The organism is Pirellulaceae bacterium (assembly GCA_019636385.1).
In the GTDB taxonomy this organism is placed as follows: Bacteria; Planctomycetota; Planctomycetia; order Pirellulales; family Pirellulaceae; genus Aureliella.
The window spans coordinates 814,228-839,097 of record JAHBXT010000004.1; the positions used below are offsets into that span (position 1 = coordinate 814,228).

The following is a 24,870-nucleotide window of genomic DNA, read 5'->3' on the forward strand; positions in this document are numbered from 1 at the left end:
ATTTTGGTGATTCTCATCAGCCCAGTTCTACCCCGCGCCGGCCCACCATTTGTGCGCATCGAGTGTGCCCAGATCATCCTCGTTTAATTCTAACCTACCGCCATTTGGCACCGTTTGGCTTTGCAGTGGGGCAGTTGCCAGCTAAGATCAACGATTATGACAAAACACATCTTCGTAACCGGCGGCGTCGTTAGTTCTATCGGCAAGGGATTGACCAGCGCTTCGATCGGCATGTTGCTGGAAGCGCGTGGACTGCGCGTGCGGATGCAGAAGCTGGATCCGTATATCAATGTCGATCCGGGAACGATGAGCCCCTACCAGCACGGTGAAGTGTACGTGCTGGATGATGGTAGCGAGACCGATTTGGATTTGGGCCACTACGAGCGTTTCACGAACGCCCCGCTGACTCGCGATTCCAACTACACCACCGGGCAGATTTATTTGTCGGTGATTGAGAAGGAGCGGAAAGGCCAATTCCTGGGCAAGACCGTCCAGGTCATCCCGCACATTACCGACGAAATTAAGAGCGTCATCCGGAAAATTGGCCAGACAGACGTCGACGTCGTAATCACTGAAATTGGTGGTACCGTCGGCGACATTGAGAGCTTGCCGTTCCTAGAGGCCATTCGGCAGTATCCGTTGGCGGCCGGTCGTGAAAACTGTCTGTTTATCCATTTGACTTTGGTGCCCTATCTGAAGGCGGCTGGCGAACTGAAGACCAAGCCCACCCAACACTCGGTTGGCCAGCTTCGGCAGATCGGTATTCAGCCAGACATCTTGATCTGCCGTTGCGAACAATCGCTATCGCGCGACGAGCGCGAGAAGATTGCCCTGTTCTGTAACTTGGACCCCAAGGCGGTAATCGAAGAGCGTGACAAAGATTTTTCGATCTACGAAGTTCCGCTCAGCCTGGTCTCCAACGGTCTGGACGAATTGATTGTCAGTCGGCTGGGCCTGGCCGCCGGCACGCCCAACCTGGAGCCAATCAAAGAGATTCTGCATCGGCTACGCAATCCTCAGCATGAAATCAGCATTGCCGTCGTTGGCAAGTATGCCGAGCACAAGGACGCCTACAAGTCGATCTACGAAGCGCTGGATCACGCCGGCATTCATCACCGCGCGCAAATTCGCATCGGCCGCATTCAAAGTGAAGATATTGAAAACGAAGGCGCCGAAGTGTTGCTTTCGGGCTACGACGCCATTTTGGTTCCCGGTGGCTTCGGCGAGCGTGGCATTGACGGCAAATTGTCGACGATTCGCTACGCGCGAGAAAAGGGCATCCCCTTCTTTGGCATCTGCCTGGGCATGCAGTGCGCCGTGATCGAGTACGGCAGAAACGTAATGGGCCTTGAGGCCGCACATTCCACCGAGTTCGACAAGAACAGCCCGCATCCGGTGATCTGCCTGCTGAATGAACAGCGTGAGATAACGCACTTGGGCGGCACCATGCGCTTGGGCAGTCAAACCGCCAAGCTCCTGCACGGTTCGTTGGCTTGCAACGCCTATGGTCAAGTTGAAATTGCGGAGCGGCATCGCCATCGCTATGAATTCAATAACCAGTATCGCCAGCGATTTGAAGCCCACGGCTTCCGCTTTTCCGGCACCAATCCCGATGGCAGCTTGGTAGAAATTGTCGAACTGCCCGAGCACCCCTGGTTTCTAGCCGTTCAATTCCACCCTGAATTCAAATCCAAACCCACGCAAGCCCACCCCCTGTTTGCCAGTTTCGTCCACGCTGCCATCGACCGCCGCTCCCGCCGCAACAAAGCAACCGACTCTAATCAGCTGTTGCCGATGTAAGCATCGCCGGGCCTTGCTGAGCCTTCCTCTGTTCTCAGAACGGGAATGCCGAAGCCTCTGATCAAGACTTGATTGCCTTTGTGTGCTGCCCAAAGTCTGAGTAGGCTCAACAACGATGTGATTTATTGCAAGGCAGATTGAGCTTTGGAATGGCAGAAAAGGTAGTCAGGCAGCGTCTACTTTGACTTCCGGGCGAACCAGTACTCAGCGGGTAGAGCAAGCGGCTGTTAACCGCTGGGTCGTAGATTTGAGCCCTACCGAAGGAGCTTTCGTCAAAGTTCGAACTTTGGCGACCAAAAGACTTAACGCCCGGCGTCGAGAGATCGACCGCCGGGCGTTTTTCGTTTCTACCCAGTTTTTCGCGGGTTTCCAACGCTTTTCGCGGTTCGCCAGCCCAAACCGCCGCGCGCTCTGTTTGCAGAGAGATTTCCGACTCTCGAACGCAACCTTCAAGGTTGCACCCGCCGGTGCGAAAAAACGGTCCCGAACTCTCTTACTCTCTCTTTTCGGGGGCCTCCAGAGTTAACACAGAGTTCTCGTTCGAAGTCCGGATGAAACGGATTCGAACGAACTTCCCAAGAGCTGACTGACGAACGTTAAGCCACCCGATAGAATGGGCGGTATTGGCAACCAAAATCTGCATTCCCAATTATTTGTGATGACCGAGCACGCGTTTACGAGCCACGATGAACAACTAGAACCTTCTGCACCACGAAGTGCTTACGAAACATCTTTTCGAGGATACCGGAAGGGGGCGTTCAAATGTGAGCATCAAAAGATCACGAGGGCGAGCCTTTCTCTTATGTGGATGCTCGAGTCTCACATTCGTTTTGACGGGAGCGAATAGTGTCCCCCAACAATCACAATGCTACAGACGCGGCGCTGGGATATTATTACCAAGGCATGTATGCACTGAGCCTCTTGTTGAACGCAAATGATGATGCATGCGTCAGCATCGAAACTGCAGATGATGTTACGCTGGAAGACGGTATGACACATCTACACCAGTTGAAGCATTCTCTATGTCCAACTTCTCCGCTAACAATATCAACAGATGCCTTCTGGAAGACACTAAAGGTCTGGAGCGACAATTCAAGATCCCCCAACGAAAGTTTGATACTAGCGACCTGCGCGACAATCGGAGTGGACTGCCCGCTACAAGAATTGACCTCCAAGGAAATTCCCAGATCAAAACAAGTGATTGATTTTATCTCGAATGAAGCGATACGGGTCCGAATTGCAAGAGATACAGCAAAAAAAGCTGGAAAGCCACTTCCTTACCAAAAACGAGCTCCTGGCTGCGAAGCTTGGCTTGCTCTAGAGAATGACTCGCAACAAATGTTCTTGGATCGAGTCTTGCTCGTGCCTTCGATTCCAAACGCAGCAGATATCCCAAACACCATTAGTACACAACTCCGAAGCGCAGTAAGGCCTGAAGTCCGTTCCCGACTTGTTGAACGATTGCTTGAGTGGTGGGATCGCCAAGTCGTTCTTTCGATGCTGAGAAAACGCGACCGACGGCTTTCTAAGTTGGAGCTGCAATCGCAAATAGGCAACTTGATTATCGAACATTCTGATTTTTCGTTACCCGTCGATTTTGCTCGCTTGAAGCCTGACGATCTTAAAGCCGAGATGACAGGCGTAATGGTTGAACAAATCGAATTGGTTGATGGTGGTGAGTCTCGCACGACTAGGGCTGCTATCGCTAGATGGAGGGTGCGAGTACAGCGTGAAAAGTGGCTTAATGATAATTTTGCTATTGCCACGGAGCTCGACGCGTTTGATTCGCTGTTGGTTGAACGTTGGCAAGACAGGCATGGTCCAATGCAGGATGACTGCAAAGGACGATGTGCAGAGGAATGTTCGCGTCGTGGCAGAGAGTTGCTCGACTGGTCACATCTGACAGCACACACAGAAAGCATATCGATCCGACCGATGTTTTCGCATGAATTCTTGGTTCAAGGGACTTACCAACAGCTGTCGGACGAAAAACGCGTTGGCTGGCATCCAAATTACTTAGCATTGCTTAGTCTTGGCAGAAAGGAGGCTTGACCATGGCCACAAAATCAGTTGACACGTTTGCGCACACCAATCCCGCATTCTGCGCGCTTGTATTGCGTGCGTTCGTTGAGGGCTACCAAAAATCTGATGCCAGGGGCGTGCTTCTCCCACTGATGCTGCTGCCTCTTCCTGTCATACTGTCCAATGACCTAGCATCTACCTTTGACGGCACCAATAGTCGTACAGGACTCATTACATGGACTGGTCGAAACCCTGAGCTTATCCTTTCGTTGCCGTATTACGTAGACGGATCGGCCCAGCTCTCAAGGGAAGCCCTACTCTTTGCGGTGACGTACAAAGTGCTAAAACTTAACAATAACGGACGAATCGAAACCGACGAAACCGGCCTCAGGCGGAAATTACGCACGCCAGCTTCGGATTCAAAAGGGAAGGCGTTTTTGCACTCGCGAACTTTTGGGAAGTGGCTCGGCGACACTGGGTCTTTAGAAACAATATTCGCCTGCTTGGGGATCAAGTCATGACGCGGGTGCAAATCAAATCCATCTATTTGTACAGCCATCATGGCGAACGGATATCCGTCGACTTTGATCCTTCTAGTGTCAATATCTTGGTTGGTGTTTCTTACGCGGGCAAATCCTCGCTGATTGAAATAGTTGATTACTGCTTGGGTTCAACAGAGTGCCATATACCAGGAGTTGTTCGAGAGGCATCGTCTTGGGTGGGAGTACATTGGCAGAATGGAAGGTCTGAGATTCTTGTTCTGCGACGCGTCCCATCTCCCTCAAAGCAATCGAGCGAGGAAGTTTTTTTTGCAGTTGGAGCATCGATAGAAATACCTGAAAATGCCTCCCAGATAACGCCAAACACAAATCGAGATGGTGGCCTCCGGCAATTTGAGCAATGCTTGTACTTGGGTGAGGTTGATGGTGAAACGTTCACAGATCGAGAGAGTGTTCGGATTTCTCTTCGCAATGCCACTCCATACTTGTTTCAAAGCGATGACGTAATCATCAATAAAACCACACTGCTACGAGGCACGAACGATGAAAGGCGAATATCGATTGCGGACTCGCTTCCATACTTCCTGGGTGCTGTGGATGAGTCTACAGCGCAGGCAGAAGCAAAACTTAAGCAAATTAAATCACGGATCGAAAAAGAGACTAGGAAGGCGGACGCCGCTGAGCGGCTAATTGGACAAGAAAGAGATCGATCGCTTTCATTGTTGTCAGAAGCTGCTCAATTGCAAATGATCGAACCAGTCGCATCCGATGCTTCTCAGGACCAAATAACTGAGAATTTAATCACAGTATCTAACTGGACAAATTCCCCTTCAACCTATGGAGAGGAAGATCAGCTGAACGAGTTGTACCGGCAAGAGCAAGAACTTCGGCAAAAGTATGCCGTTCTTCGCCGCCAACTTAACGATGCCGATTTTGCGATAGAATCAGCCACAAACTATTCTGGCACAGTTCAACGCCAAACGTCGAAACTTGATGTTGTGAGTTTCTTCCGGCCTAACGCGCGAAGTCAATCCTGTCCCCTATGCGAGTCACAACTTTCTGAAAAGACTGCACAACTAAGTGCTATTGATTCTGCTCTTGCGCAACTCAAAAGAGAACTTGCCGATGTTGAAATAGATCGACCAAAGATTGACAAATTCGTTATGCGAACGAGCGAGGACCTGAGAAATATTGGCGAACAATTGGAGATCGTTCGCGCGAGAATTGCTGCGGTAATAAGAGAGTCCGAAGATACTGCCGACCGACTTAGCCAAGACGATCGACGACTGCGGGTATCGGGCAGGGTTAGCTACTATTTGGAAGATCGACTCAGTGCTGGAATAGCGGTTGATAGATCCGGGATTGAAAAACTCCAATCAGAATTAGAAGAATTAGTAAAGATTGCTAATCCCGAAGCAAAGGCAGAGAGGATTGATGCACTCCAGAGCCAAGTTTCGATTTATGCGAGTGCGTTGCTTAAACGGCTACCGTTCGACCCCAACTACCGGGATAGCCAAATTGCCTTCAATGTTCGCGGCTTAAGTATACGCTTTATACTCGGGCCACGATTAATGCAGATGCGGGATATTGGTGGTGATGAAAGCTATTTGAGTGGACATGTTGCTACGCTATTGGCATTGCATCGAGTTTTTGCCGAAGGCAATCGCCCTGTACCGGGCGTAATCATTTTTGATCAGTTGAGCAGGCCATTTTTTCCTGCAGATAAATTTCAGGGCGAAGTGGAAGTTAAAAACGATGATCGTTCTGACCTGAAGCAGTACTTCGACGTTCTATTCGATGAGGTGGAGCTTCAAAAATCCTTGCAAGTGATCGTCTTAGAACACGCACTATTTGCAGATGACGCTAGATACAGCTCGGCCGTTAAACGTCGCTGGAATAACGAATCTCGATTGATCCCTTCTGACTGGCCGCGTGTTACCGAATAATCTAGAGTTGAGATTAATTCAACTGTGCAACTCTATGCTTAGTTATGAGGCAGGAAATCGATCCGGCTTGTGAATTAGGCTTATTCCAGCGAATAGTTTGCCTGACCCATATACCTATTCAGTTGACTGGACCACGTTCCAATTTTCAGGCTGCAAAAATGCAATTCACATCGATCGAATTGAGTCGAAAATCGATTCTCGAATGCCTGTGGCTTTTGCAAATTGGAGAATAATGTCCTTCGCTAAAACGACAGCTTCTACAGGAGACCCATTTGTGTTCGGAATCACAACCTCCTGTTTCTTGTGAAGCACGCAGGATACATACGCGACGCTAATATAGCGGAGCACGTCGCATGCGCCGTTAGGATTGTGAAGCATTCTTCCAAGTAGCTCGATTGTATCTCGCAACCACGGTGGGTCGAGGTCTTCATTCACGACGCCTAGCTTTCGAATCAGATCGAATGTTCTCTCTTTCTCACGAAGGCCAAATGGCCCGCCGTAGAAGTAAAGGCGAGCGTGGTTTGGGATGTTTTGCAGGCCATGTGAATGTACAAACGCTGCCGCCTCAAGTAGACAATGTGCAAATCGTTCTGCTCCAACAAATGCCAAGAGCACGTCACGATCGTCTTCAGGAGAGAGGACGTGAGCAACTGACTCGAATGTTCCAACAAGCTGCATGAGCGCCCTGAATCGCTCAATGTACCAGTATGTATACGACAAAAATGAGTAGACTCGCTTCTTTTGAAGTTGTTCTTGGGACGGAGAAACGCCCTTTGTCGTCCCAACGCCCCATCGCTGAAGGGTCGTTTCAAAATCAGTGAGATCGCCGAGAGCCGCACTCGTTTCTTTCGCGCGCAGGCGCAGTTCCAGGCCGTCGAGGTGAGATGCCGGCAATGCGCACAATCCCATTTTCGGAGCGATCGCCGCGATATGAGAATCAACATTTGGTCTCAAGTAATACGCCAAATCTGCCCCAAAATAGTCCTTCACTCCTCTTAGCCAAAAAAGGCGATTTGCGTCGGACACATTCCGGCCGCTCTTGCAGTCGCCCACCACGCAGGTCCGATTGAAGAGCCGGTCAAACTTAATCCCTAATACATCAAGGTCAGTCAGAGACCGGCGTTTTAATGTGTTTCCCAGGTCTTCATAGTTGCTTAGCTCAACTTCTAATGGCGACCAGTAGCCCTCCGCGAATAGTATTCGGCGAAATTGTAGCTTTAGCGGCAAATCCTTATCCAATGTCTTAGCCATGAGTGTTCATCCCTCGCGTCAGTTTTGTCAGTTCCCGAATGATGTCAGCTCTCGTCTCCTCTGAGACAACCGGATCTGAGGTCATTCGTGGGCGAGTAGACGCTGGACCTTGATATTGAGACGGTGACAATAATGCTTTCTGAGCATCTAGATCTATAGAAACAGATGAACTGGTTCCATACTCAAGCATCTCAATTGCTATGTTGAGAGCCTTCATATTTTCGTCAGTATCATCGATACGAAAGTTCCAGCGATTTGTCGACTCCTCGAAAGGATGCCCTATAAGCTTCTCCGCTAAAAGGCCATACTGGCTCATCAAGTCTGGATGTCCGCGATTAAACTGCTTGTTGTCTCTGAGCACCTCCAGGATGCGACGTGGGTACTTTATCGCCACCCCTTGCGAGAAGCTTTGTCCATATCGGACGCACGACAAGATTGCTCGCGACTTGTCCAGAATGGTCTTTTCCTCTGGAGCAAGTCCGCCTCGTGGTGCAAAGAGGAAGCGTTGCGCTCCAGTTGCACCACTAACCGTTACTGGCATGATGACTCCAGTTTGAATCGCATCCATTAACGTCTTGTTGGAGGCGATTCGACCATCTGACATGGCTAGCCCTTGCGACTGTGACAGTGTTTCTATTGCTGCGGTAACTTCATTCGGAAACCTTTTCGCCCACTGGAGGTACGCAGACGGGTTGCCATCAACCGCTAGTGGAGAATAGGCGGTTGGGGTACCGTCAACTGTCTGAATTGCCAATAATTGTCCACACATCATCACATCGCTCATGATCGCAAATTCGTTTGAGTTCAATGAGTACTGTGATTGCAACACAGGAACAGCAACTGGTCCATGATGCAGGTGTTCAAGGGAAGCAATTCCAGCCTGTTCAAGCTCGTTCGGCCTAAGGTCTTGCCAACGCTTTCCAAGCTCGGAGTAGCCGGATCGAAATTCTGGTACCTTTACATCAATTCGCTTTACCTGCTCACCTGATTTGGTGATGCGGATGAAGTCAATCGTCTCTAGCTCACGCAAGACAGCCGGCAGCTCTATGCTGTTGATTCCAAGTGAAGCTGCTGCGTACTCGATTTGTTCGTACTGATCGATATACAGCAATCCGCGTAGGTGCATGGCAAGGCTGGAGGCTTTTCCAATGAGCAGCGTATTCTTGAACTTCACTTCTTTTGGACCAAAAGTTGTGACTACTTTCAAGCTTTCGTGAAAATCTTGCGTTCGAAGACCAATCAGAGTTGGGTCCATGGTGTTTTTCTCGCTGCACTTGGGGAGCCTGTAAGCAACATTATGACATCTACTTCTGTAATGGGGTTCACAAAAAGGAGTCGACTTTCCAGCTAGGAACAATGGTTATGACTTTTCGCCTGCACCCTAATCCGTCATTTCGAACCCGCACCGGGTATTCCTACAGATAGACGCGGCTGTTGTGGCTGCGAATGTCTGTCTTCGAGCCGCTAATTATAGCGGCGTTGAGCATGGAGGTGCGAGTTGCTCTCGTCTGTTCCCCCTTCTTCCTTGTCCGCGCCGGCTCGGCGATCGGAAATCGCTGCGATTCTGGCCGCGGGCATTGTGCGAATGAAATCGCGTATGGCGATCCTCGATTCAGAAATCGACGACGAACCAGCAGAATTGCCAACAGCTTGCCTTGAGGTTTCTTCGGAAAGCGTGCTCTCTGTGACCAACGTGGTTAACGACCAGTGAGTCCGTATTCCCGGGAGAAATCAATGCAAATCGACATCGACAAAGAGGTCGCTCTGCTCCAGCGCATGACAGTTGGGCAGTTGCGAGAGAAATTCGAAGAGACGTGGGGAGAGCCAACCAACACACGCAACAAACAGTGGCTGATCAAACGCATCGCATGGAAGATGCAGGCCAACATCGAAGGTGATATTTCACAGCGGGCTAGGCGTCGCGCCGCTGAGCTCGCTCGCGGCACCGACATCCGTACGACTGCCCCCAAAGCCATCAAGCCAGCCCCGAAGTCGACGGGCGACACCGTGACGGGTTTCGTCCAGCCAGAAGAGGACAATCGTCTCCCGCCGCCGAGATCAGAGATCGAGCGAGTCTACAAAGGCGAGAAAATCGTGGTGCTCGTTTTGGATAACGGCTTCGAATACGAGGGGGCGATCTACAAGACGCTAAGCGCTGTGGCCAAGAAGATTACGGGCCAGCACTGCAACGGATACCACTTCTTCAAGCTCAATAAAAAAGGCGGTGACAAATGAACAAAGCCAACATCAATCGCCAATTGAACTGTGCGATCTACACCCGCAAGTCCACAGACGAAGGGCTCGACAAGGAATTCAACTCGCTTGATGCCCAACGCGAATGCGCCGAAGCGTACATCAAAAGCCAAACGCAGGAAGGCTGGCATTGCGTACCCGATCGTTATGACGACGGTGGTTTCACTGGTGGCAATATGGATCGTCCGGCGCTCAAGCAATTGCTGGCGGACATCGAAGCAGGCAAGGTGAACTGCGTGGTCGTCTACAAGGTCGACCGACTAAGCCGCTCGCTGATGGACTTCGCTCGCATGCTCGAGGTCTTCGAACGCAATCAGGTTGCCTTCGTCAGCGTAACGCAGCAATTCAATACGACCAACTCGATGGGGCGGCTGATGCTCAACGTGCTGCTGTCGTTTGCCCAGTTCGAACGCGAGCTGATCTCGGAGAGAACACGCGACAAGATCGCTGCGGCACGACGCAAAGGCAAATGGTCTGGTGGCATGCCGCTGCTTGGCTACGACATCGAGCCACAAGGCGGCAAGCTTCGAATCAACGAGGTCGAGGCCAATAGAGTCAGGGCGATCTACGATCTGTACTTGGAACGCGAGTCGATCATGGCGACGATTGCCGAACTCGATAGCCGTGGCTGGAACAACAAGTCATGGAAAACGAAAAAGGGAACGCTCCGGGGCGGCTCGCCGTTTACCAAAGCGACGCTGTTTCGGCTCCTGACCAATGTCACCTACATCGGCAAGCTTGGCTACAAAGACGAAGTGAATGAAGGAGAGCATGATGCGATCATTTCTACAGAGGTCTGGCAGAAGGTCCAGTCGCTCCTTCGCCGCAACGGTCGAACTGGCGGTGTCGAAGCGAGAAACAAGTTCGGCGCGATGCTCAAAGGAATCCTGCGATGTGCTTGCTGCGACTGTTCGATGACGCCGACGCACACGACCAAGAACGGATCGAAACGCTACCGTTACTACGTTTGCATGAAGGCCCAGAAGCGCGGCTGGAAGAACTGCAAGTCCAAGTCGGTGCCGGCCGCCGAGATCGAAAAGTTTGTCGTTGACAAGATACGCCACGCTGGCCACGACGCGGCGCTCGTCGACGAGGTGGTGGAGCAAGCCAAGATCCAATCCGAACGCGAACTGGGGGCACTTGTGACCGAACGGGACGAGCTTGTGAAAGAGCTGGAGTACTGGAACGAAGCCATCCGCGTTGCCGCTCCCAAGATTAAGCCAGGCTCGCCAGATGCAACCTCCCTAGAACAGCTAGCCGACTGGCACGAAAGCCTTCGGCGCGCCGAGCATCGACATACAATCGTAAGCGCGAAGCTCACGGCGCTGCAGGCCCAAACGCTAACCCGCGAAGATGTCGTCAACGCATTGACCAGTTTCGAGCCGATCTGGGAATCGCTCACAGTCCGCGAGCAATCGCGGATTGTCCAGTTGATCGTACAGCAGATCGATTACGACGGAGCGACCGGTCGCGTGACCATCACCTTCCATCCCGATGGTATCAAGACGATCGCCATGGAGAACCGTCCTGAACTCGTGGAGGCCGTATCATGAGCAAGCCAGTAAGCGTCGACTTTCAGTTCTCAATCAAGCAACGCGGCCGTGGAGCCAAGAAGCGAATCGTCGAAGGGGCAGCCCCATCGGACGAGTCCAAGCCAGCGCTCGAACGCATACCTCGCATCTCGCGCTACATGGCTCTTGCGATACACTTCGAGGATCTAATCAGGGAAGGCGTCGTCGCCGACTATGCTGACCTTGCCCGCCTCGGGCACGTGACCAGAGCACGCGTGACTCAGATCATGAACTTGCGGCTGTTGGCTCCCGAAATTCAGGAAGAACTCCTTCTCGGCGAAAAGAATTGCGATGACCGCACGCCGATTCAGCTGAAATCACTTCAATTCATTGCGACGGTATTTAGCTGGCGAACCCAACGACAGCTGTGGAAAAATCGCGAGTGACGTCCCCAGTTCTTTTTTGGCGCTACGGCTACGCCAATTTTGTGCGACTACTGTGACGCACTTAGGCTGGCTGGTCCGTCTGGCAATATGAATGTCGTAATTTGTTCAATGAGGATTTCGGGAGCCTCAGAACCAATTGCGATGTTGGGTGGAATTAATCGATTTTGAAGTATTCGCCGTCGTCGACCTGCTTCTCGTTCGTCAATCGGGCTTTCTCCAAGCCGAATGCCATTTTTGATTCTCGAATTCGATTGCTCAACAACCTTTGCTAAAGGCGGATCGATCCAAAAAAGCTGCACCGCCTCCACAAGATAACCTGCTGAATTCAACGCAGTTGTGCATGCTGAACGAAACCCAGCATGGCTTGTCAGAAATGCGTCGAAAAGAATTGGAAGGGAATGATCCAGGTTTGGGGCAACGAACGAGTCGATAGCATGCTGGATCGCGGGTTGTACGTCGGTGTTTACAAACAATTTGTCCCAAAATGATTCGCTCCAAATTGACCGCGAATCCACTTCAGGACAAAGCATGAGTACAGCCCGTCGCCTCACTTCATCACCATTGATATGAGTGGCAAGGTTTCGGGATGAAAGCTCTTTTCCAATCCAACTTTTCCCGGCTCCGGGGATGCCTGTCAGAAACGCAACTCTTGGCATTTTGAATCTCGTTCCGAAAGTTGGTCAGTCCAGGCTGGCAAGAACCCGATCCAGCTTTCGATCAGAGAGTTCCGCGAGCCGTCGGAAAGCGTCGGGGCGGGCGATAACGCGGCGACGGATGGGTTCGGGGACCTTTTCGGCAAGCAGTAGCAACTCCTCCTCGTCCCCGCCAAGCTCCACGGCCAGCAGATGGAGCAGCTTTTCCGATGGGCTGTGGCCATCTTCGAGTTTGTGGTTCTCGATCTTCGATAGGTACGTGAAGCCGACATCCACGCGGGAAGCCAGTTCACGCAGCGAGAGCCGCTTTGCTTTCCGAAGCTCTCGCAATCTCTGTCCAAGCGTCATTTTGTTCGCCACTTGTTCGCAGTGCCCAAAAGCGGTAAATTGTTGCACTCTCTAGTCAACATACCCGAGATCGTTCTCACTGGCTAGTAGCTGGCAGGGCAAGATTTTGATTTGAAAACCAACAGGGAACATGGATGCCAACACTCAACTGGATCGGCAAAGAAGCTGTCGTTGATCATCATCGGCATATCCCTACGCGGTTGCTGGAATGCGACCCAAAGCTTTCGTTCGGAGATCCAGATGCCGAGAATCTGCTCGTTGAAGGGGACAACCTCGAAGCGCTGAAGGCTCTGTTGCCTCGTTACCGAGGACAGGTGAAGTGTATCTACATCGACCCGCCGTACAACACAGGCAACGAGAACTGGGTCTACAACGACAACGTTAACGATCCGCGAATCAAAAAGTGGCTCGGGCAGGTCGTTGGCAAGGAGGCGGAAGACTTGTGCCGCCATGACAAGTGGTTGTGCATGATGTATCCAAGGCTTGCTCTACTAAGAGATTTCTTGACGGAAGATGGCTCAATTTTCGTATCCATTGACGACAACGAAGTTCAGCACTTACGTGGGTTAATGGACGAAATCTTTGGTCAGTCAAACTTTATAGCGACCGTCATTTGGCAAAAGGTCTACTCCCCCAAGAACTCTGCAAGACATTTTTCAGACGACCACGACTACATAGTTGTCTATGCCAAGAGGAGTGAGCTTTTCGTGCCGAATCTTATTTCCCGCACAGCGGAACAAGATGCGGCATACAAAAACCCAGATGATGACCCGCGTGGTGTTTGGAAGACGAGCGACTTGTCTGCGAGGAATTTTTACGGCGAGGGTACTTATTCAATAGAATGCCCAGGAGGGCGAAAAATCGACGGTCCGCCTAGAGGTCGATATTGGTCTATCTCAAAGCCCAAGCTATTGGAGCTTGATGCAGACAACAGAATATGGTGGGGACAGAATCGAAATAGCATACCCCAGTTGAAGCGATTCTTGAGCGAAGTCAAGCAAGGGCGTGTACCGCAAACATTATGGCCATACACAGAAGTCGGTCATACTCAAGCAGCAAAGAAAGAACTCATTGCGATTTGCGATTTTGAATCCTCTGACGACGTTTTCATTACTCCCAAGCCGACTCAGTTAATCCAGCGTGTTTTAGAAATCGCTGCTGATAAAGACTCCATCATTCTTGATTCGTTTGCGGGTAGTGGGACGACAGGGCAAGCAGTTGTTGCAGCGAATAAGCTTGATGGGGGCACTCGAAGATGTGTCTTGGTTGAGGTTTTGCCACAAGTCGCAAGCCCGGTGACAAGACAAAGACTACAAAGAGTTTGCGAAGGCTACGAAGGTAGTTCAGGCGTCACCGTGGATGGCCTTGGCTCTGGATTCCGCTACTGCAAGCTTGGACGCACACTGCTTGATGAATTCGGTGACATCAATGGCGAGGTTCCCTTCACGGACCTAGCGCGTTATGTGTACTTACTAGAAACAGGCGTACCGGTACCGAAACGCCCGAAGAAAGACTGTCCGTTGCTTGGCGTCCATCAGGGGCGAGCGATTTATTTACTCTACAACGGCGTGCTAGGTGATCGTCGCCCCGCTGGAGGCAACGTGTTGACCAACAGTGTGTTGGCTGGATTGCCTCCGCATCCAGAGGGAAAAGGTAGTCGTGTCATCTTTGGTGAAGCGACGCGACTCAGCGAATCAACTCTAGCTCGAGAGAACATCGTCTTTCGGCAAATCCCCTATTCATTGCGCGAAAGCTAGGAGAACTGCCGATGTGGCGATTGCCCCTTAAGCAATACCAGACTGAATCTCTCTCGATTCTTGGAAAATACGCTGCAGCCGTGCGCGAGAAATCGCTGCTTGGTGTTCATCGACCGGAGCACGATGCGTTTGCCGAGTTCACCGAGCGAGACTATCTATCGACGCCAGGGTTCGGTGGCGTACCTTACGTTTGTTTGCGAATCCCGACCGGTGGCGGAAAGACACTTCTGGGCGCTCATGCCGTCGGAGTCGTCGGCCGAAGCTTGCTTGCAACCGACCGGCCAGCCGTTCTTTGGATCACTCCGAGCACAACCATTCGTGACCAAACGCTTCGAGGTCTGAAGAATCCCAACCATCCTTACCGCGCGGCGATTGAGGAAGAGTTGGGAGCTGCAATTGAAGTCATGACGCTCGAGGAAGCGCTGACTCGTCCGCAGTTTGTCCGTCCTGGTGGTCCTGCCATCGTAATTGTGACGACGATTCAGTCCTACAGGATTCGCGACGACCGCAGTGGCGAAGAGCTGGACGCAACTCGTCGAATCTATCGAGACAACGGCTATATGAAGGAGCCACTGGAGAATTTACCCGCGGCTGTGGTTCAAGATCTACAGAGGGATGAGTCAGGTCTAATTCAACTGTCGTTGGCGAATGCGCTGAGAGTTCGACAGCCTATTGTGGTGATGGACGAGGCACACAACGCTCGAACGCCAGTTTCCTTCGAATCTTTGATGCGATTCGGACCGTCGTTTGTCCTTGAGCTGACGGCCACACCAGAGCAAACGCACGACCCATCGCATCGCACTAATCCAAAGTATGCAAGCAATGTTCTTCACAGCGTCAGCGCCCTGGCACTCAAGAATGAGGGCATGATCAAGCTGCCTGTTGAGCTTGAGAATCGCTCTGACTGGCTCGAAGTACTTGCTGCGACCAAGCATCGCCGCGAGGAGCTTGAATTTCTCGCTGATCTTGAACATCGAGATAACGGCGTCCAGCCGATTCGACCAATCGCGCTGATTCAAGCTCAGCCTAACTCTAAAACCAAAGAGATGCACACGGTTGAGGCTGTGAAGAAGGCATTGATTGAGAAACTTGAGGTGCCTGAATCCGACGTAAAGATCTGCACAGGTAGTGTCGATGAGATCGGTGACACGGATCTCATGGCGTTGCAGTGTCCCATCCGTTACATCATTACCGTTGACAAGCTGCGCGAAGGCTGGGACTGCCCTTGGGCCTACGTGTTAGGTTCGATTGGAAATACGGCCACCGCAACGGCGGTCGAACAGTTGATCGGTCGAATTCTGCGAATGCCGAACGCTTGTCCAACGAACGTGCCAGCCCTGGATCGAGCCTATGCGTTTGTGTTGAGCGACAATGTTGTGCAGACAGCGATGCAACTACGCGATCGGATGGTTGAGACCTGTGGATTCGACGAACGCTCCGCGGCGGACGCATTGCGAGTGAAGGTGAATGCAGCTCAACAAGGACTTGGTTTCAGCCGCATCCCAATGACAGCTCCTCCAGCAACGGACAAGCTCACGCCAACCTTGGCTAATAAGATTCGATGGGAACCTGAGTCGAGCACATTGGTACTTGAGGACTTGCCTACACCCACAGAACTTCACCAGCTTCAAAACGCAGTTAATACTGAGCAAGATAAAAAGGCGATCGATGATTACTGGGAACTAGAGAAACCTGCAGGGATAACGCCCAAATTGCCAGGCCAGTTCGCAGTACCATTCATTGTCCCGCGCTTAAGCGTAAAGACTGATGACCGCCGACGATTGCTTGAGCCTATCGAGCTCGACCAATTTGACTGGGATCTCAATAAGTGTGACGTCTCCATCCCGGAAAGTGAATTCGCATCCGACATCAAGATCGGTAACTCTGCCACCATCGACATTGAATCTCGCGGTGGAAATGAAGCCGGACTGGTCTCGCGAGTTGGTAGCGAAGTACGGCTCCGTCAGCTTGAGCTCATTCGTGAGGACGATGATTGGTCCGAAGTGAACCTGGTTCGCTGGATTGACCGCGAGATTCACAGAGGCGATTCGCTGCAGGGACTGCTACTCCGTTTCAGCCAACCTTGGCTCTTGCGAGTCATCCAGGCACTGGTCCAGAAACGCGGTATTCCGCTATCGATGCTGGTGCGACGACGCCACGAATTAGCCGAAGTGATTCGTGTCAAAATCACAGACCATGGTCGCATACAGTTACGCAAGGCGACCGAGATGCTGATCAAGGATGACCCGGAGTCAATCACAACGGACAGAGACTTCGCCGTTCATGTGGAAGAGTTTCGCTACAACCCAACACGCGAATACTCCGGCGGCCACAAGTTCAAGAAGCATGCCTTTGACCTGATCGGCGACATGAACAAGAAGGAGCTCGAGACGGCGACGATCATCGACTCGCATCCAAACGTGAAACGCTGGCTTCGTAACCTCGATCACGAGTCACACGGTGGATTCTGGTTGCCGAAATCGCCCGGCAAGTTCTTTCCTGACTTCATCGTCGAATTGCTCGATGGAACCATCGTGATCGTCGAATACAAGAACGCGAAGCTGGCATCCAACCCGGATGAGCAGCACAAACGCGATATCGGTGAGCTTTGGGCGCAACGCAGCCCAGACGGCTATCGGTTCGCCTGGGTGGTTGAAGGAGATTGGGCGTGCCTTTCGAGACAACTAGAAGACTAGTGATTCAAAAACCATGCATGGCCGTTTATTTAGATAGCAAAGCAATAGAACAAAAACAATCACGGAGGGAGAACTGTAGTGGAAAAACCATATGGGACATACTCGACTCGGAACATTACCACAATCACGTAAATGGCGTGAGGTTGTTGAATTGATTGCAGTGGGAGCTAATGTCCAGCAGGTTGCAAGCTCAACCGTAAATGCTGCTGATTCCGCGTTTAATTTCGTGAAAGACGATCGCGGCTATCATCAGGCCGTTTGGGTACTCACTCAGTTGGGTTTGGCGAGCAGTCACTCAGATCCGCTGGCATATTTACGGTCGATCGGCGTTGATATACCAGCGAACACATCTCTACCGGGGATAGCAGTCGCGATTTCTGCCGCACTATCCAATCTGCCGGATACACGACATCCCCAGTCTGATCTCGCTGAGCTCGCGCATCGTGCCCTAGTCGACGCGGTGGTTCAGAGACTGGAACCAAAGCTTCAGCAACAATCTTTGTTTAATCTAGACTCCGAGCATGCCCGTCAAGCACTTTTGCAGTTTGGAAGCCAAAAGGAATTTGCAAAGCTCTCGCGTGAATTCTTTTCTCGCCTTACGCAAGAATGCATGAATTACTTTCTCAGTAAGACGCTTGCAACACAATTGGGTGAAGGGCAGCGATTCGTGACAACCAACCAAATGGCACACTTCGAGGAAGCCATGGAGAAACACTGTCGAGAATCTTCGAAGATAGTTGAACAGTTCTCGGAAGAGTGGTTCTCGAAACACCGCTTCGCCGAGAACAAAAACATCTCGCGGGAGTCCGTTGAAGGATTCGCTTCCTATTCTCTCAAGAAGATTAGAGATGAGCTAAAGGTGAGGGCCAAACGTGATGAGCAATAAGGTGGCTGTAGTTTGCGGCAACGCTAAGGTGAGCGATTTCGTTACTGCTGACTGCAATAGCGAGATTCGCCTACATCAGTATGGCCTTGAAGATGACTTTCGAGTCACCCTCGGAATCGAGGGTCTGCGTGGTTCAATGTACAAGGACGTTCCCGCTCGCCTTCACGATTTTCTCGACATCGCAACCTACGTTTACATCGCAGACCAATGCGTAGAGAGAGGTGTCAATGAAGTTGAAACTTTTGGCACCACGTGGCATCGTCGTTTCAAATTCGTGGTCCCCGTGAAGGATTGGGAGTTTTGGGATTCGGAGGCTACGAAAACAACGCTTCAGGATTGCCTTTCGTTTCTATCAGACGATACGTACGAGTTTGTTTTCACACGAGTTACTGACCGCCCTCTGTTTCAGGCATTTCTGAATAACCTGAATGATGGTGGCGAGCTTTTCGGTTCTCCTGACCAAGTGATGCTCTACTCGGGAGGACTTGATTCTCTTGCTGGAGTGATTGACGAAGCGGTGAATCAGAAGCGAAGGGTGCTTTTGGTCAACCATCGTTCGACACAGAAGATAGACAAAAAATACGCTGCATTGGCAGCACAGCTTGAGGCAAAGTGCAAGTCCAATCCTCCGCAGCACATGAGAGTTACTGTCCACAAGAAGAAGTGGATGAATGCGGAGTACACGCAGCGAGCACGCTCTTTTCTTTACGCCGCTCTTGCCGGCGTTGTTGCCAAACAGATTGGACATACATCAATTCGCTTTTACGAAAATGGAGTCATTAGCCTCAATTTACCCATTTCTGCTGAAGTGGTTGGCGGAAAAGCGACACGAACCACCCACCCTCGCGTACTACACAGTTTTTCGCAGTTGTTGTCGTTAATTACCGACACAAACTTTGTTGTAGAGAACCCTTTTGATTGGCGCACAAAAACGGAAGTTGTCGACCTCATTGTGAAGTCAGGTTGCCAAGACTTAGTCAAGCACTCCATCAGTTGTACACATACGTGGGAAATGACTAATGATCATTCTCACTGTGGGACTTGTTCGCAATGCATTGATCGACGGTTTGCGATCATTGCCGCGAAGGCAGAACAGTTCGACGAACTTTCGAACTACAAGGTTGACGTGTTCACACAGTCACGATCAACAGAGCAGAAGGTCGGAGCGGATAAGACGTTATATGCAAGCTACATCGAGCGATCAAATCAAGTCAGGAAGATTGAGACGGTAGCCCACCTTATTCGCAAGTATCCAGAGCTCACCAGAGCTATTCCGTTTATAAGAGGTGACGCTGGCGCGGTTGCTCAGCGATGTCTTGACCTTTACAAAAAGCATGCGGCGGATGTCAATTCTGTCGTAGATGAAAAGCTTGCAGAGTACAAAGTCGCAATTCGAGAGCGAACCATCGCGGTAGACTCAATGCTTAGGATCGTATACGAGTCCAATCTTCCAACCTCGTTTTCACTCAACAACAATGATGGTGGAAAACTGGCTCCCTACTCATTCCGAAAGCAGGGATATTCTTGGCGGTTTCGTTTTGCCGATGGTGAGGATGTCCATTTGTTACCAGCTGTAGGGGCTAATTACCTACATCAATTGCTCCTATCTCCGGGAACGCCTCGTTCGATTATCGAGATTGTTTGTGGAGTATGTTTGTCCGAGTGTGGCGAGTACTTTGAGGCGAAAGAGGCTATGGATTCTGGACTCAGTCTCGGGCCGAATCCTTTATTCAAAGCCGTTGACAAGGTTTCTGACTGGACGGCGCTTGGCGAGTATAACCGACAATTGATCGATCTGCGTGATGACCAAGAAAGGGCTCGCGAAGAAAACGACTCTGTAAAGTTGCAACAGTGCGAGGACGACATTGTTTTCATCGCAGGAAAAATCAGGGAAGCTATGGGAGTGGGTGGCAAGTTGAAGTCTGTAGCAGACAAACGCAAAAATGTCCGAGATGCGTTTCGAAACAACATCAACAGGTTTATCGAGAAGCAAATTGAGCCATCCAGTCCATCCTGCGCTTCGCACCTTAGAGCGAGCTTGCAGTTTGGCATGATGAGCGTTTATCAACCTGTTGACCCGATAGATTGGGACCTGAGGCCATTCGGTTCGAGCGATTAATTTTCCCTTTTTTCGAAGGCTACTCGAAAAGTAGCTTCTGCTACTCGGTTTGTCGCCCCAACAACTCCTGAGCGGTGTCCCAATTTGCGCAATCGTTTGTTGTGCAGGGCCCGTAACTCGCTTTCTCACGGGAGTTTAGGTCAATGGTTAAGAGGTTTATTCACTTGTCGCTTGCTCGGCAAAGGCTAATTCGACTTCTGCAAAACACGAACTTTGGCAAGATCGAGTCACTCGCCTTTGAGGGGGGGGAGCCTGTTTTAGAGAAGTCAGTTCGCCGACAGAGAGAGGTCAAGTTTGGCTCGGAAAATGGTTCGCGAGCCGAGGATTGTTTGGCTGATTTTGAACTTAAGCAACAGGTTCTTGAACTGTTCGACTTCTTTGATGAAAAGCGCGACGGGGTCATCGAACTACTCGAAGTGCGGAATGGGCTTCCATTCCGGATGGTGATCGTGGAATGCGCGTGCTGCTAGTAATGAGCAGCTAACACTCAATTCAACATAATCTGTTTCCTGACATTTAGCTGGCCGCAAAGCGGAGGCAATTGTGGGCGACGCCGAACATGGCTCGACTCGCATTGCTGCCGCTTTTTTCGTTTTGCTGCATTGCATTGACCGCTCGTCGTTGTCCCACGCCAAGCTCCGAGCCAGTAAGGAGTTTTTGTAATGGCTGAATTTTTTGATTTTCACAATGACGTGTTTGTCCTAGCGGTGATTCGACGTCGTGTCCTGCTTTTGGCTAGGGCGCCAGTTTTTAACGAAAGCGAGGTTGATGATCTAGTTCAAGAAATCCATTTACGACTAATGCGGAGCATTCAGTCCTATGATCCAGCGATAGGCCATCCTTATCCGTTCCTATGTACCGCGATCCAACGTATCGCCTCAAAGATCTTTCGGGAAAGGTCGACGGTCAAGCGGCACACGAGCGGCAGGTGCAGTTTGAGCGAGGTTGTCCGCGGCGCTGACGGTGAATCCTGCGAGCTTTACCAGCTTCTGCGGCAGGAAGACCAGGACCGAAGGCTATGTCGAAAGACAGCTCGAAGTGATGAAGAGCGAGCCAGTATTCGAATGGATTTGTCATCAGCAATCCAGAAGCTGCCACCGGTTTGCCAAGAGATTGTTCGCCGGCTCAGAACGCAAAATGTGTCTGAAATTTCGCGGGAAATGGGAATCCCGAGAACGACGATCAACGATTGGCTGCGTCAGATCCGTCAGCAGTTTGATGACGCCGGGCTCAGAGCGTATCTCGAGGAATAGTCGAATTCCCGAGCGAAACTTTCTGGAGGCGGAATTGCCGGACGGTAGTTTTGGCTTTTCCAAAAAATTCTTCCCGGCTGTGACCTAACGTGTCACAGCCATCGGGATGATAGCATTCGCGATTGGCAGCGGCTTGGCCTGGATGGAATCACATAGGACAACGGTCATGGACTGGCGGATGGGATGCCCACGCTAGGAGTTTGCACGGTGGAAGCCGTAGGCCAGCCCCTGCCAATCGCACTTTTGTGCGTCAGTCGTTTGGATCGCTTGACGTTTTAATCAATGAAGGATTGGTATGGCTAATTGATTTTCAAGGTTTGCAACATGACCGCAGTTCGAATTTCGCGCCTGTCGCGCCCCGGTGTTTTGGAATCGATCGATCCCGAGCGATTGTTCGCTCTTCTCCACCCCTATGCCGATTTCTTTGCAAATCGGGCTGTCCCGATCGAAGCCCCAGGCTCGATCGATTGCCAAGCGGTCATACGCGAGATAGCCAAAGCCGATCGTGAAACGCCGGCAGACTTGCTGGACGCGATCTCTTTGATTGACGAACTAGCCAACACGGTTGCTGTCGACCTGTTGCTCGACCGAGTTCCAGCCGAAACCCTTGGAATCGCTCCTGGAGGAAAGCATTCTTCGGCCGACATCGTCACGGCGGCGTGGCTGTCGAATCGCGAGAAGCTGGTCCAGACCCATGCGTTGTCTCGGATCAAGCGAGTTCGCTCGTACGACTATTTTCAAGCGAGCCAGACCACTGCTCCGAAGTTCGTGACGCCCGCAGAGGAGACGCTTCAGCAACTGGAACGAGACATCGATTCCTGGCATGTGGAGCGATTCCGCGCTCAGGGAACGAAGGTTGAAGTCTTCGAGAATCACGAGGAGGTCGAATTCTCCATCATGCACGGAAGCCTCTTTCGACGACAGACGGTTGTAGAAAATGGTCGGTTCGGATTTCAGTCGTTCTGGCCAGTGCAGAGCGCCTCAGCCATCTACAACCGTGAGTTTGGAGAGTTACGGGTCAATGCCAAGACAGCGAGGGAAAAAGCCCTGTATTGCCGTCTTCTGGGCAAGCATATGTTCGGCAATGAGAACCTGTTTCCGACTGGCGTGAAGTACACGCTCGATCCTCTTCGCGAGTTCGAGTTTGATGCACTGGTACCTGGCGATATTGAGGGCGTCCGCGATGTTCGAATGATCGAGCTTTGGCTTGGTGACCCCGATGATCGCTACGGCGTGATAACCATTCGAAAAGGCGACGACCTGCTTGAGTGGGCACAGGCGAAAAACAAGAATATTCGCATCGAGAGGCGTTTGATCTCCGCAACGTTCAAGATGGAGCTTGAGGGACGCAAGACCGAATTGGCGATCACAGTTCGTCCTCCTAATGTTGCCATCTACAGTCGTGGTCGAGTGTCGTCGACCATCGAAGCTTGGCTTACCCAGCGCGGCTTCATCATCTCGAAGCAAGTACCAAGAAGGACTCGCCATGAGCCAGCCCTGGCAAGCACTTGAGCAACTAAACGATGTGGCGACCTCGCATTTGAGCTGGCGGCTGATGCTCGGCGACGCATTTGATGAGCACTGTAATCTCCTCGTGCCGATCAAAGACCGCGCTGCGGCGCTGCCTGTTCCAGGTCGTCCTTACGAGTGGCTGGAAATCGTCGAGGTCGAGGATGGTGTCTTCGAAGGCTACAACGAGAAGACCGAGGAGTACGTTCCGGTCGATCGACGCGACATCGTTTGCTACGAGTTCAGCTTTGGCAAGCTGGCCGCAGAGCTGGCTTCGCTAGTTGGTTATGATATGGCATTCGAACGTCTCGGAGGCCCGATGTATCGATACAGGCTGGGTCACTACGGGAATCCCAATGGATCTGGCTTCTCATTGTTCCTGGCCAAAGTAAGCGATCCTCGCCGGCTTGATTGGTGCATTGATGCGTTCTTGGCAGAGTTTCAGCGACCATTCGTTTTGTTTCTCACATCCAAACGGATGTTGAGTAGTCGCAACGAGACTATGTTGGACTCGAGAGGATCTCTCGTGGTTCCGCTCGATCAATCGTTGTTGTTCAGCGATGATGGCGAGTGGTGCCTGTCCCCATGGACACGTCAGCAATTGGTTGCTTTCCGCGATCGACTGATGCCACCAGCGAAAACCGTGACTGGTCGATTCCCAACTCCAAGCGGTAGCCGCTGGAGCGATGTGGAGATGCGTTTCAGCGACACTGAGAAGATCAGCGTGGTCATCGGCGACCAGCGACAAGTGTTGACCTACTCTCAACTGGGGTTGGTTGATTCGCGAAGTGGTAAACCCAGCAAGCAGTGGGAGCTGCTTCTTAAGTTTGCTAGAGAACATGGCATGATGACCTGGCTCTCTCCTGACGCCTGCCGAAAGAATCGTAAGCAGCGAGAATTGCTTAACAAGTCGCTTCAACAGTTCTTTGACATCGAGGGCGAGCCGATCGAGCTTACCGACGATCGAAAGGGTTGGAGATGCGTCTTCAAACTGCATCCCGAGGACTGGGAGCACTCGTTCTCTTCAGCGAATCAACCAAATCGTCAACAAGACGAATGGTGAAATCGTCGCTACGCCGGCTGCCATAATCAGAACTAAACAACCGCGAGTCGTTCTGTTGTACACGCGGTTGTAGGCGGCCTTGCGGGGATTGGTTAGCCATCCCCAGCCTCTCGGCGCTTTGAGTCCCAGGCGATGGCGAATCGCTCTCTTTACGGACGTTCGCGCCGCGATTCTTTTCTTCAGCGATGGTTTGCGAAATCCGAACTTCACGCGGGTACCTCCCCCTTCTCAACTGGGAATTTTGGGAATTTCCCAAAACCCTACTCCTGGGATTTTATCAAATTTCTCACTGCGTTTAGCCCGTAAATTCCTGGGTTTCCTGTGGCGACGAATGGGAATTTTCTTCTTTCCCAGGCCGTTTTGGGAATTTTCGCCAGTAGCGGACGACAGGTCTGATTCACATCAGGAAACAGCCCGCAAACGAGCGGGCGAGCCTCACAGGCTTTAACTCTCGGACCTGTCGCCTGTGGGGCCTCAACCAGGAGGTCCGTCCGTGTCAGACAACCATTCTATCAATCTCGCCGACGACAATTTCGTTCGCAGTGTCATCAATCGTCAAGTTGGAAAGCTGATCGCCAAGTCCGACTTTACCCAGCAGGATCGTAGTGATCTGGTCCAGGAGGTCTACGTCCGAGCGACGAAGAGCCTTCGACTCTACGACCCATCGGTTGGCCATCTCTACCCGTACGTCTGCACCGTGGTGCAACGTCACCTGGCCAACGTGGTTCGCGATCGCTCGGTATCAAAGCGCGCGACCGCCGGCCGAGTCAGTCTCAGCAAGAGCGTCCGCGGTGATGACGGCGGTCAGGTCGAAATGTCCCAGACCTTACACCACCAAGATCAAGACCGACGGTTGG

At 51.5% G+C, this 24,870-nt stretch carries 20 protein-coding genes; 16 read left to right on the top strand and 4 right to left on the bottom strand.

The window, feature by feature from the left end; genetic code table 11:
- The first annotated feature begins 156 nt into the window (after positions 1 to 156).
- The 4 genes from KF752_17605 (at position 157) to KF752_17620 (ending at position 6,268) form a co-directional block, all read left to right on the top strand.
- Positions 157 to 1,800: a CTP synthase gene (locus tag KF752_17605; protein MBX3423377.1), complete on the top strand. Its 1,644-nt coding sequence runs from the start codon at positions 157 to 159 to the stop codon at positions 1,798 to 1,800.
- Positions 1,801 to 2,646: 846 nt separating this feature from the next.
- Positions 2,647 to 3,852 carry a hypothetical protein gene (locus tag KF752_17610; protein ID MBX3423378.1) on the top strand — a complete coding sequence of 402 codons (1,206 nt, stop codon included), beginning with the start codon at positions 2,647 to 2,649 and terminating at the stop codon, positions 3,850 to 3,852.
- A gap of 2 nt (positions 3,853 to 3,854) precedes the next feature.
- Complete coding sequence (locus tag KF752_17615) at positions 3,855 to 4,343, top strand: hypothetical protein (protein ID MBX3423379.1); 489 nt, start codon at positions 3,855 to 3,857, stop codon at positions 4,341 to 4,343.
- Entirely contained in the window at positions 4,340 to 6,268 is a 1,929-nt protein-coding gene (locus tag KF752_17620; GenBank protein ID MBX3423380.1) for a DUF3732 domain-containing protein, read from the top strand. Before KF752_17615 ends, KF752_17620 begins: the two co-directional genes overlap by 4 nt.
- Before the next feature lie 165 nt (positions 6,269 to 6,433).
- Here the strand turns inward: KF752_17620 and KF752_17625 are convergent, their stop codons facing one another.
- Entirely contained in the window at positions 6,434 to 7,519 is a 1,086-nt protein-coding gene (locus tag KF752_17625; GenBank protein MBX3423381.1) for a hypothetical protein, read from the bottom strand.
- Positions 7,512 to 8,774: a hypothetical protein gene (locus KF752_17630; GenBank protein MBX3423382.1), complete on the bottom strand. Its 1,263-nt coding sequence runs from the start codon at positions 8,772 to 8,774 to the stop codon at positions 7,512 to 7,514. Before KF752_17630 ends, KF752_17625 begins: the two co-directional genes overlap by 8 nt.
- 479 nt (positions 8,775 to 9,253) lie before the next feature.
- Between KF752_17630 and KF752_17635 the strand changes: the two genes are divergently transcribed.
- The 3 genes from KF752_17635 to KF752_17645 are packed head-to-tail and all read left to right on the top strand — an operon-like array spanning position 9,254 to position 11,729.
- Positions 9,254 to 9,754 (top strand): DUF2924 domain-containing protein, encoded by a 501-nt coding sequence (locus tag KF752_17635; protein ID MBX3423383.1) that lies wholly within the window; start codon positions 9,254 to 9,256, stop codon positions 9,752 to 9,754.
- Positions 9,751 to 11,325 (top strand): recombinase family protein, encoded by a 1,575-nt coding sequence (locus KF752_17640; protein ID MBX3423384.1) that lies wholly within the window; start codon positions 9,751 to 9,753, stop codon positions 11,323 to 11,325. Before KF752_17635 ends, KF752_17640 begins: the two co-directional genes overlap by 4 nt.
- Entirely contained in the window at positions 11,322 to 11,729 is a 408-nt protein-coding gene (locus tag KF752_17645) for a hypothetical protein (GenBank protein MBX3423385.1), read from the top strand. The genes KF752_17640 and KF752_17645 overlap by 4 nt, the downstream gene beginning before the upstream one ends.
- A 47-nt stretch (positions 11,730 to 11,776) precedes the next feature.
- On the opposite strand, the gene KF752_17650 is transcribed toward KF752_17645, so the two are convergent.
- Positions 11,777 to 12,385, bottom strand: a complete 609-nt coding sequence (locus tag KF752_17650; GenBank protein MBX3423386.1) for a hypothetical protein — start codon at positions 12,383 to 12,385, stop codon at positions 11,777 to 11,779.
- A 24-nt stretch (positions 12,386 to 12,409) separates the two neighbouring features.
- Positions 12,410 to 12,778: a helix-turn-helix transcriptional regulator gene (locus tag KF752_17655; protein ID MBX3423387.1), complete on the bottom strand. Its 369-nt coding sequence runs from the start codon at positions 12,776 to 12,778 to the stop codon at positions 12,410 to 12,412.
- 86 nt (positions 12,779 to 12,864) lie between these two features.
- On the opposite strand from KF752_17655, the gene KF752_17660 reads away from it, so the two are divergent.
- The 9 genes from KF752_17660 to KF752_17700 form a co-directional block, all read left to right on the top strand.
- Complete coding sequence (locus tag KF752_17660) at positions 12,865 to 14,487, top strand: site-specific DNA-methyltransferase (protein MBX3423388.1); 1,623 nt, start codon at positions 12,865 to 12,867, stop codon at positions 14,485 to 14,487.
- A gap of 11 nt (positions 14,488 to 14,498) precedes the next feature.
- On the top strand, positions 14,499 to 17,183 hold the full coding sequence (locus KF752_17665; protein ID MBX3423389.1) for a DEAD/DEAH box helicase family protein: 2,685 nt from the start codon (positions 14,499 to 14,501) through the stop codon (positions 17,181 to 17,183).
- Positions 17,184 to 17,274: 91 nt separating this feature from the next.
- Positions 17,275 to 18,069: a hypothetical protein gene (locus tag KF752_17670; GenBank protein ID MBX3423390.1), complete on the top strand. Its 795-nt coding sequence runs from the start codon at positions 17,275 to 17,277 to the stop codon at positions 18,067 to 18,069.
- Positions 18,056 to 20,188, top strand: coding sequence for a 7-cyano-7-deazaguanine synthase (locus KF752_17675; protein ID MBX3423391.1), 2,133 nt, complete (start codon positions 18,056 to 18,058; stop codon positions 20,186 to 20,188). The genes KF752_17670 and KF752_17675 overlap by 14 nt, the downstream gene beginning before the upstream one ends.
- A gap of 143 nt (positions 20,189 to 20,331) precedes the next feature.
- On the top strand, positions 20,332 to 20,658 hold the full coding sequence (locus KF752_17680; GenBank protein ID MBX3423392.1) for a hypothetical protein: 327 nt from the start codon (positions 20,332 to 20,334) through the stop codon (positions 20,656 to 20,658).
- A gap of 192 nt (positions 20,659 to 20,850) precedes the next feature.
- A complete protein-coding gene (locus KF752_17685; GenBank protein MBX3423393.1) occupies positions 20,851 to 21,441 on the top strand; it encodes a sigma-70 family RNA polymerase sigma factor in 591 nt (196 codons plus the stop codon).
- Positions 21,442 to 21,765: 324 nt separating this feature from the next.
- Entirely contained in the window at positions 21,766 to 22,953 is a 1,188-nt protein-coding gene (locus tag KF752_17690; protein ID MBX3423394.1) for a hypothetical protein, read from the top strand.
- Positions 22,928 to 24,013: a hypothetical protein gene (locus tag KF752_17695; protein ID MBX3423395.1), complete on the top strand. Its 1,086-nt coding sequence runs from the start codon at positions 22,928 to 22,930 to the stop codon at positions 24,011 to 24,013. Before KF752_17690 ends, KF752_17695 begins: the two co-directional genes overlap by 26 nt.
- A gap of 493 nt (positions 24,014 to 24,506) precedes the next feature.
- The coding region (locus KF752_17700; GenBank protein MBX3423396.1) for a sigma-70 family RNA polymerase sigma factor at positions 24,507 to 24,870 on the top strand (364 nt) is incomplete at its 3' end.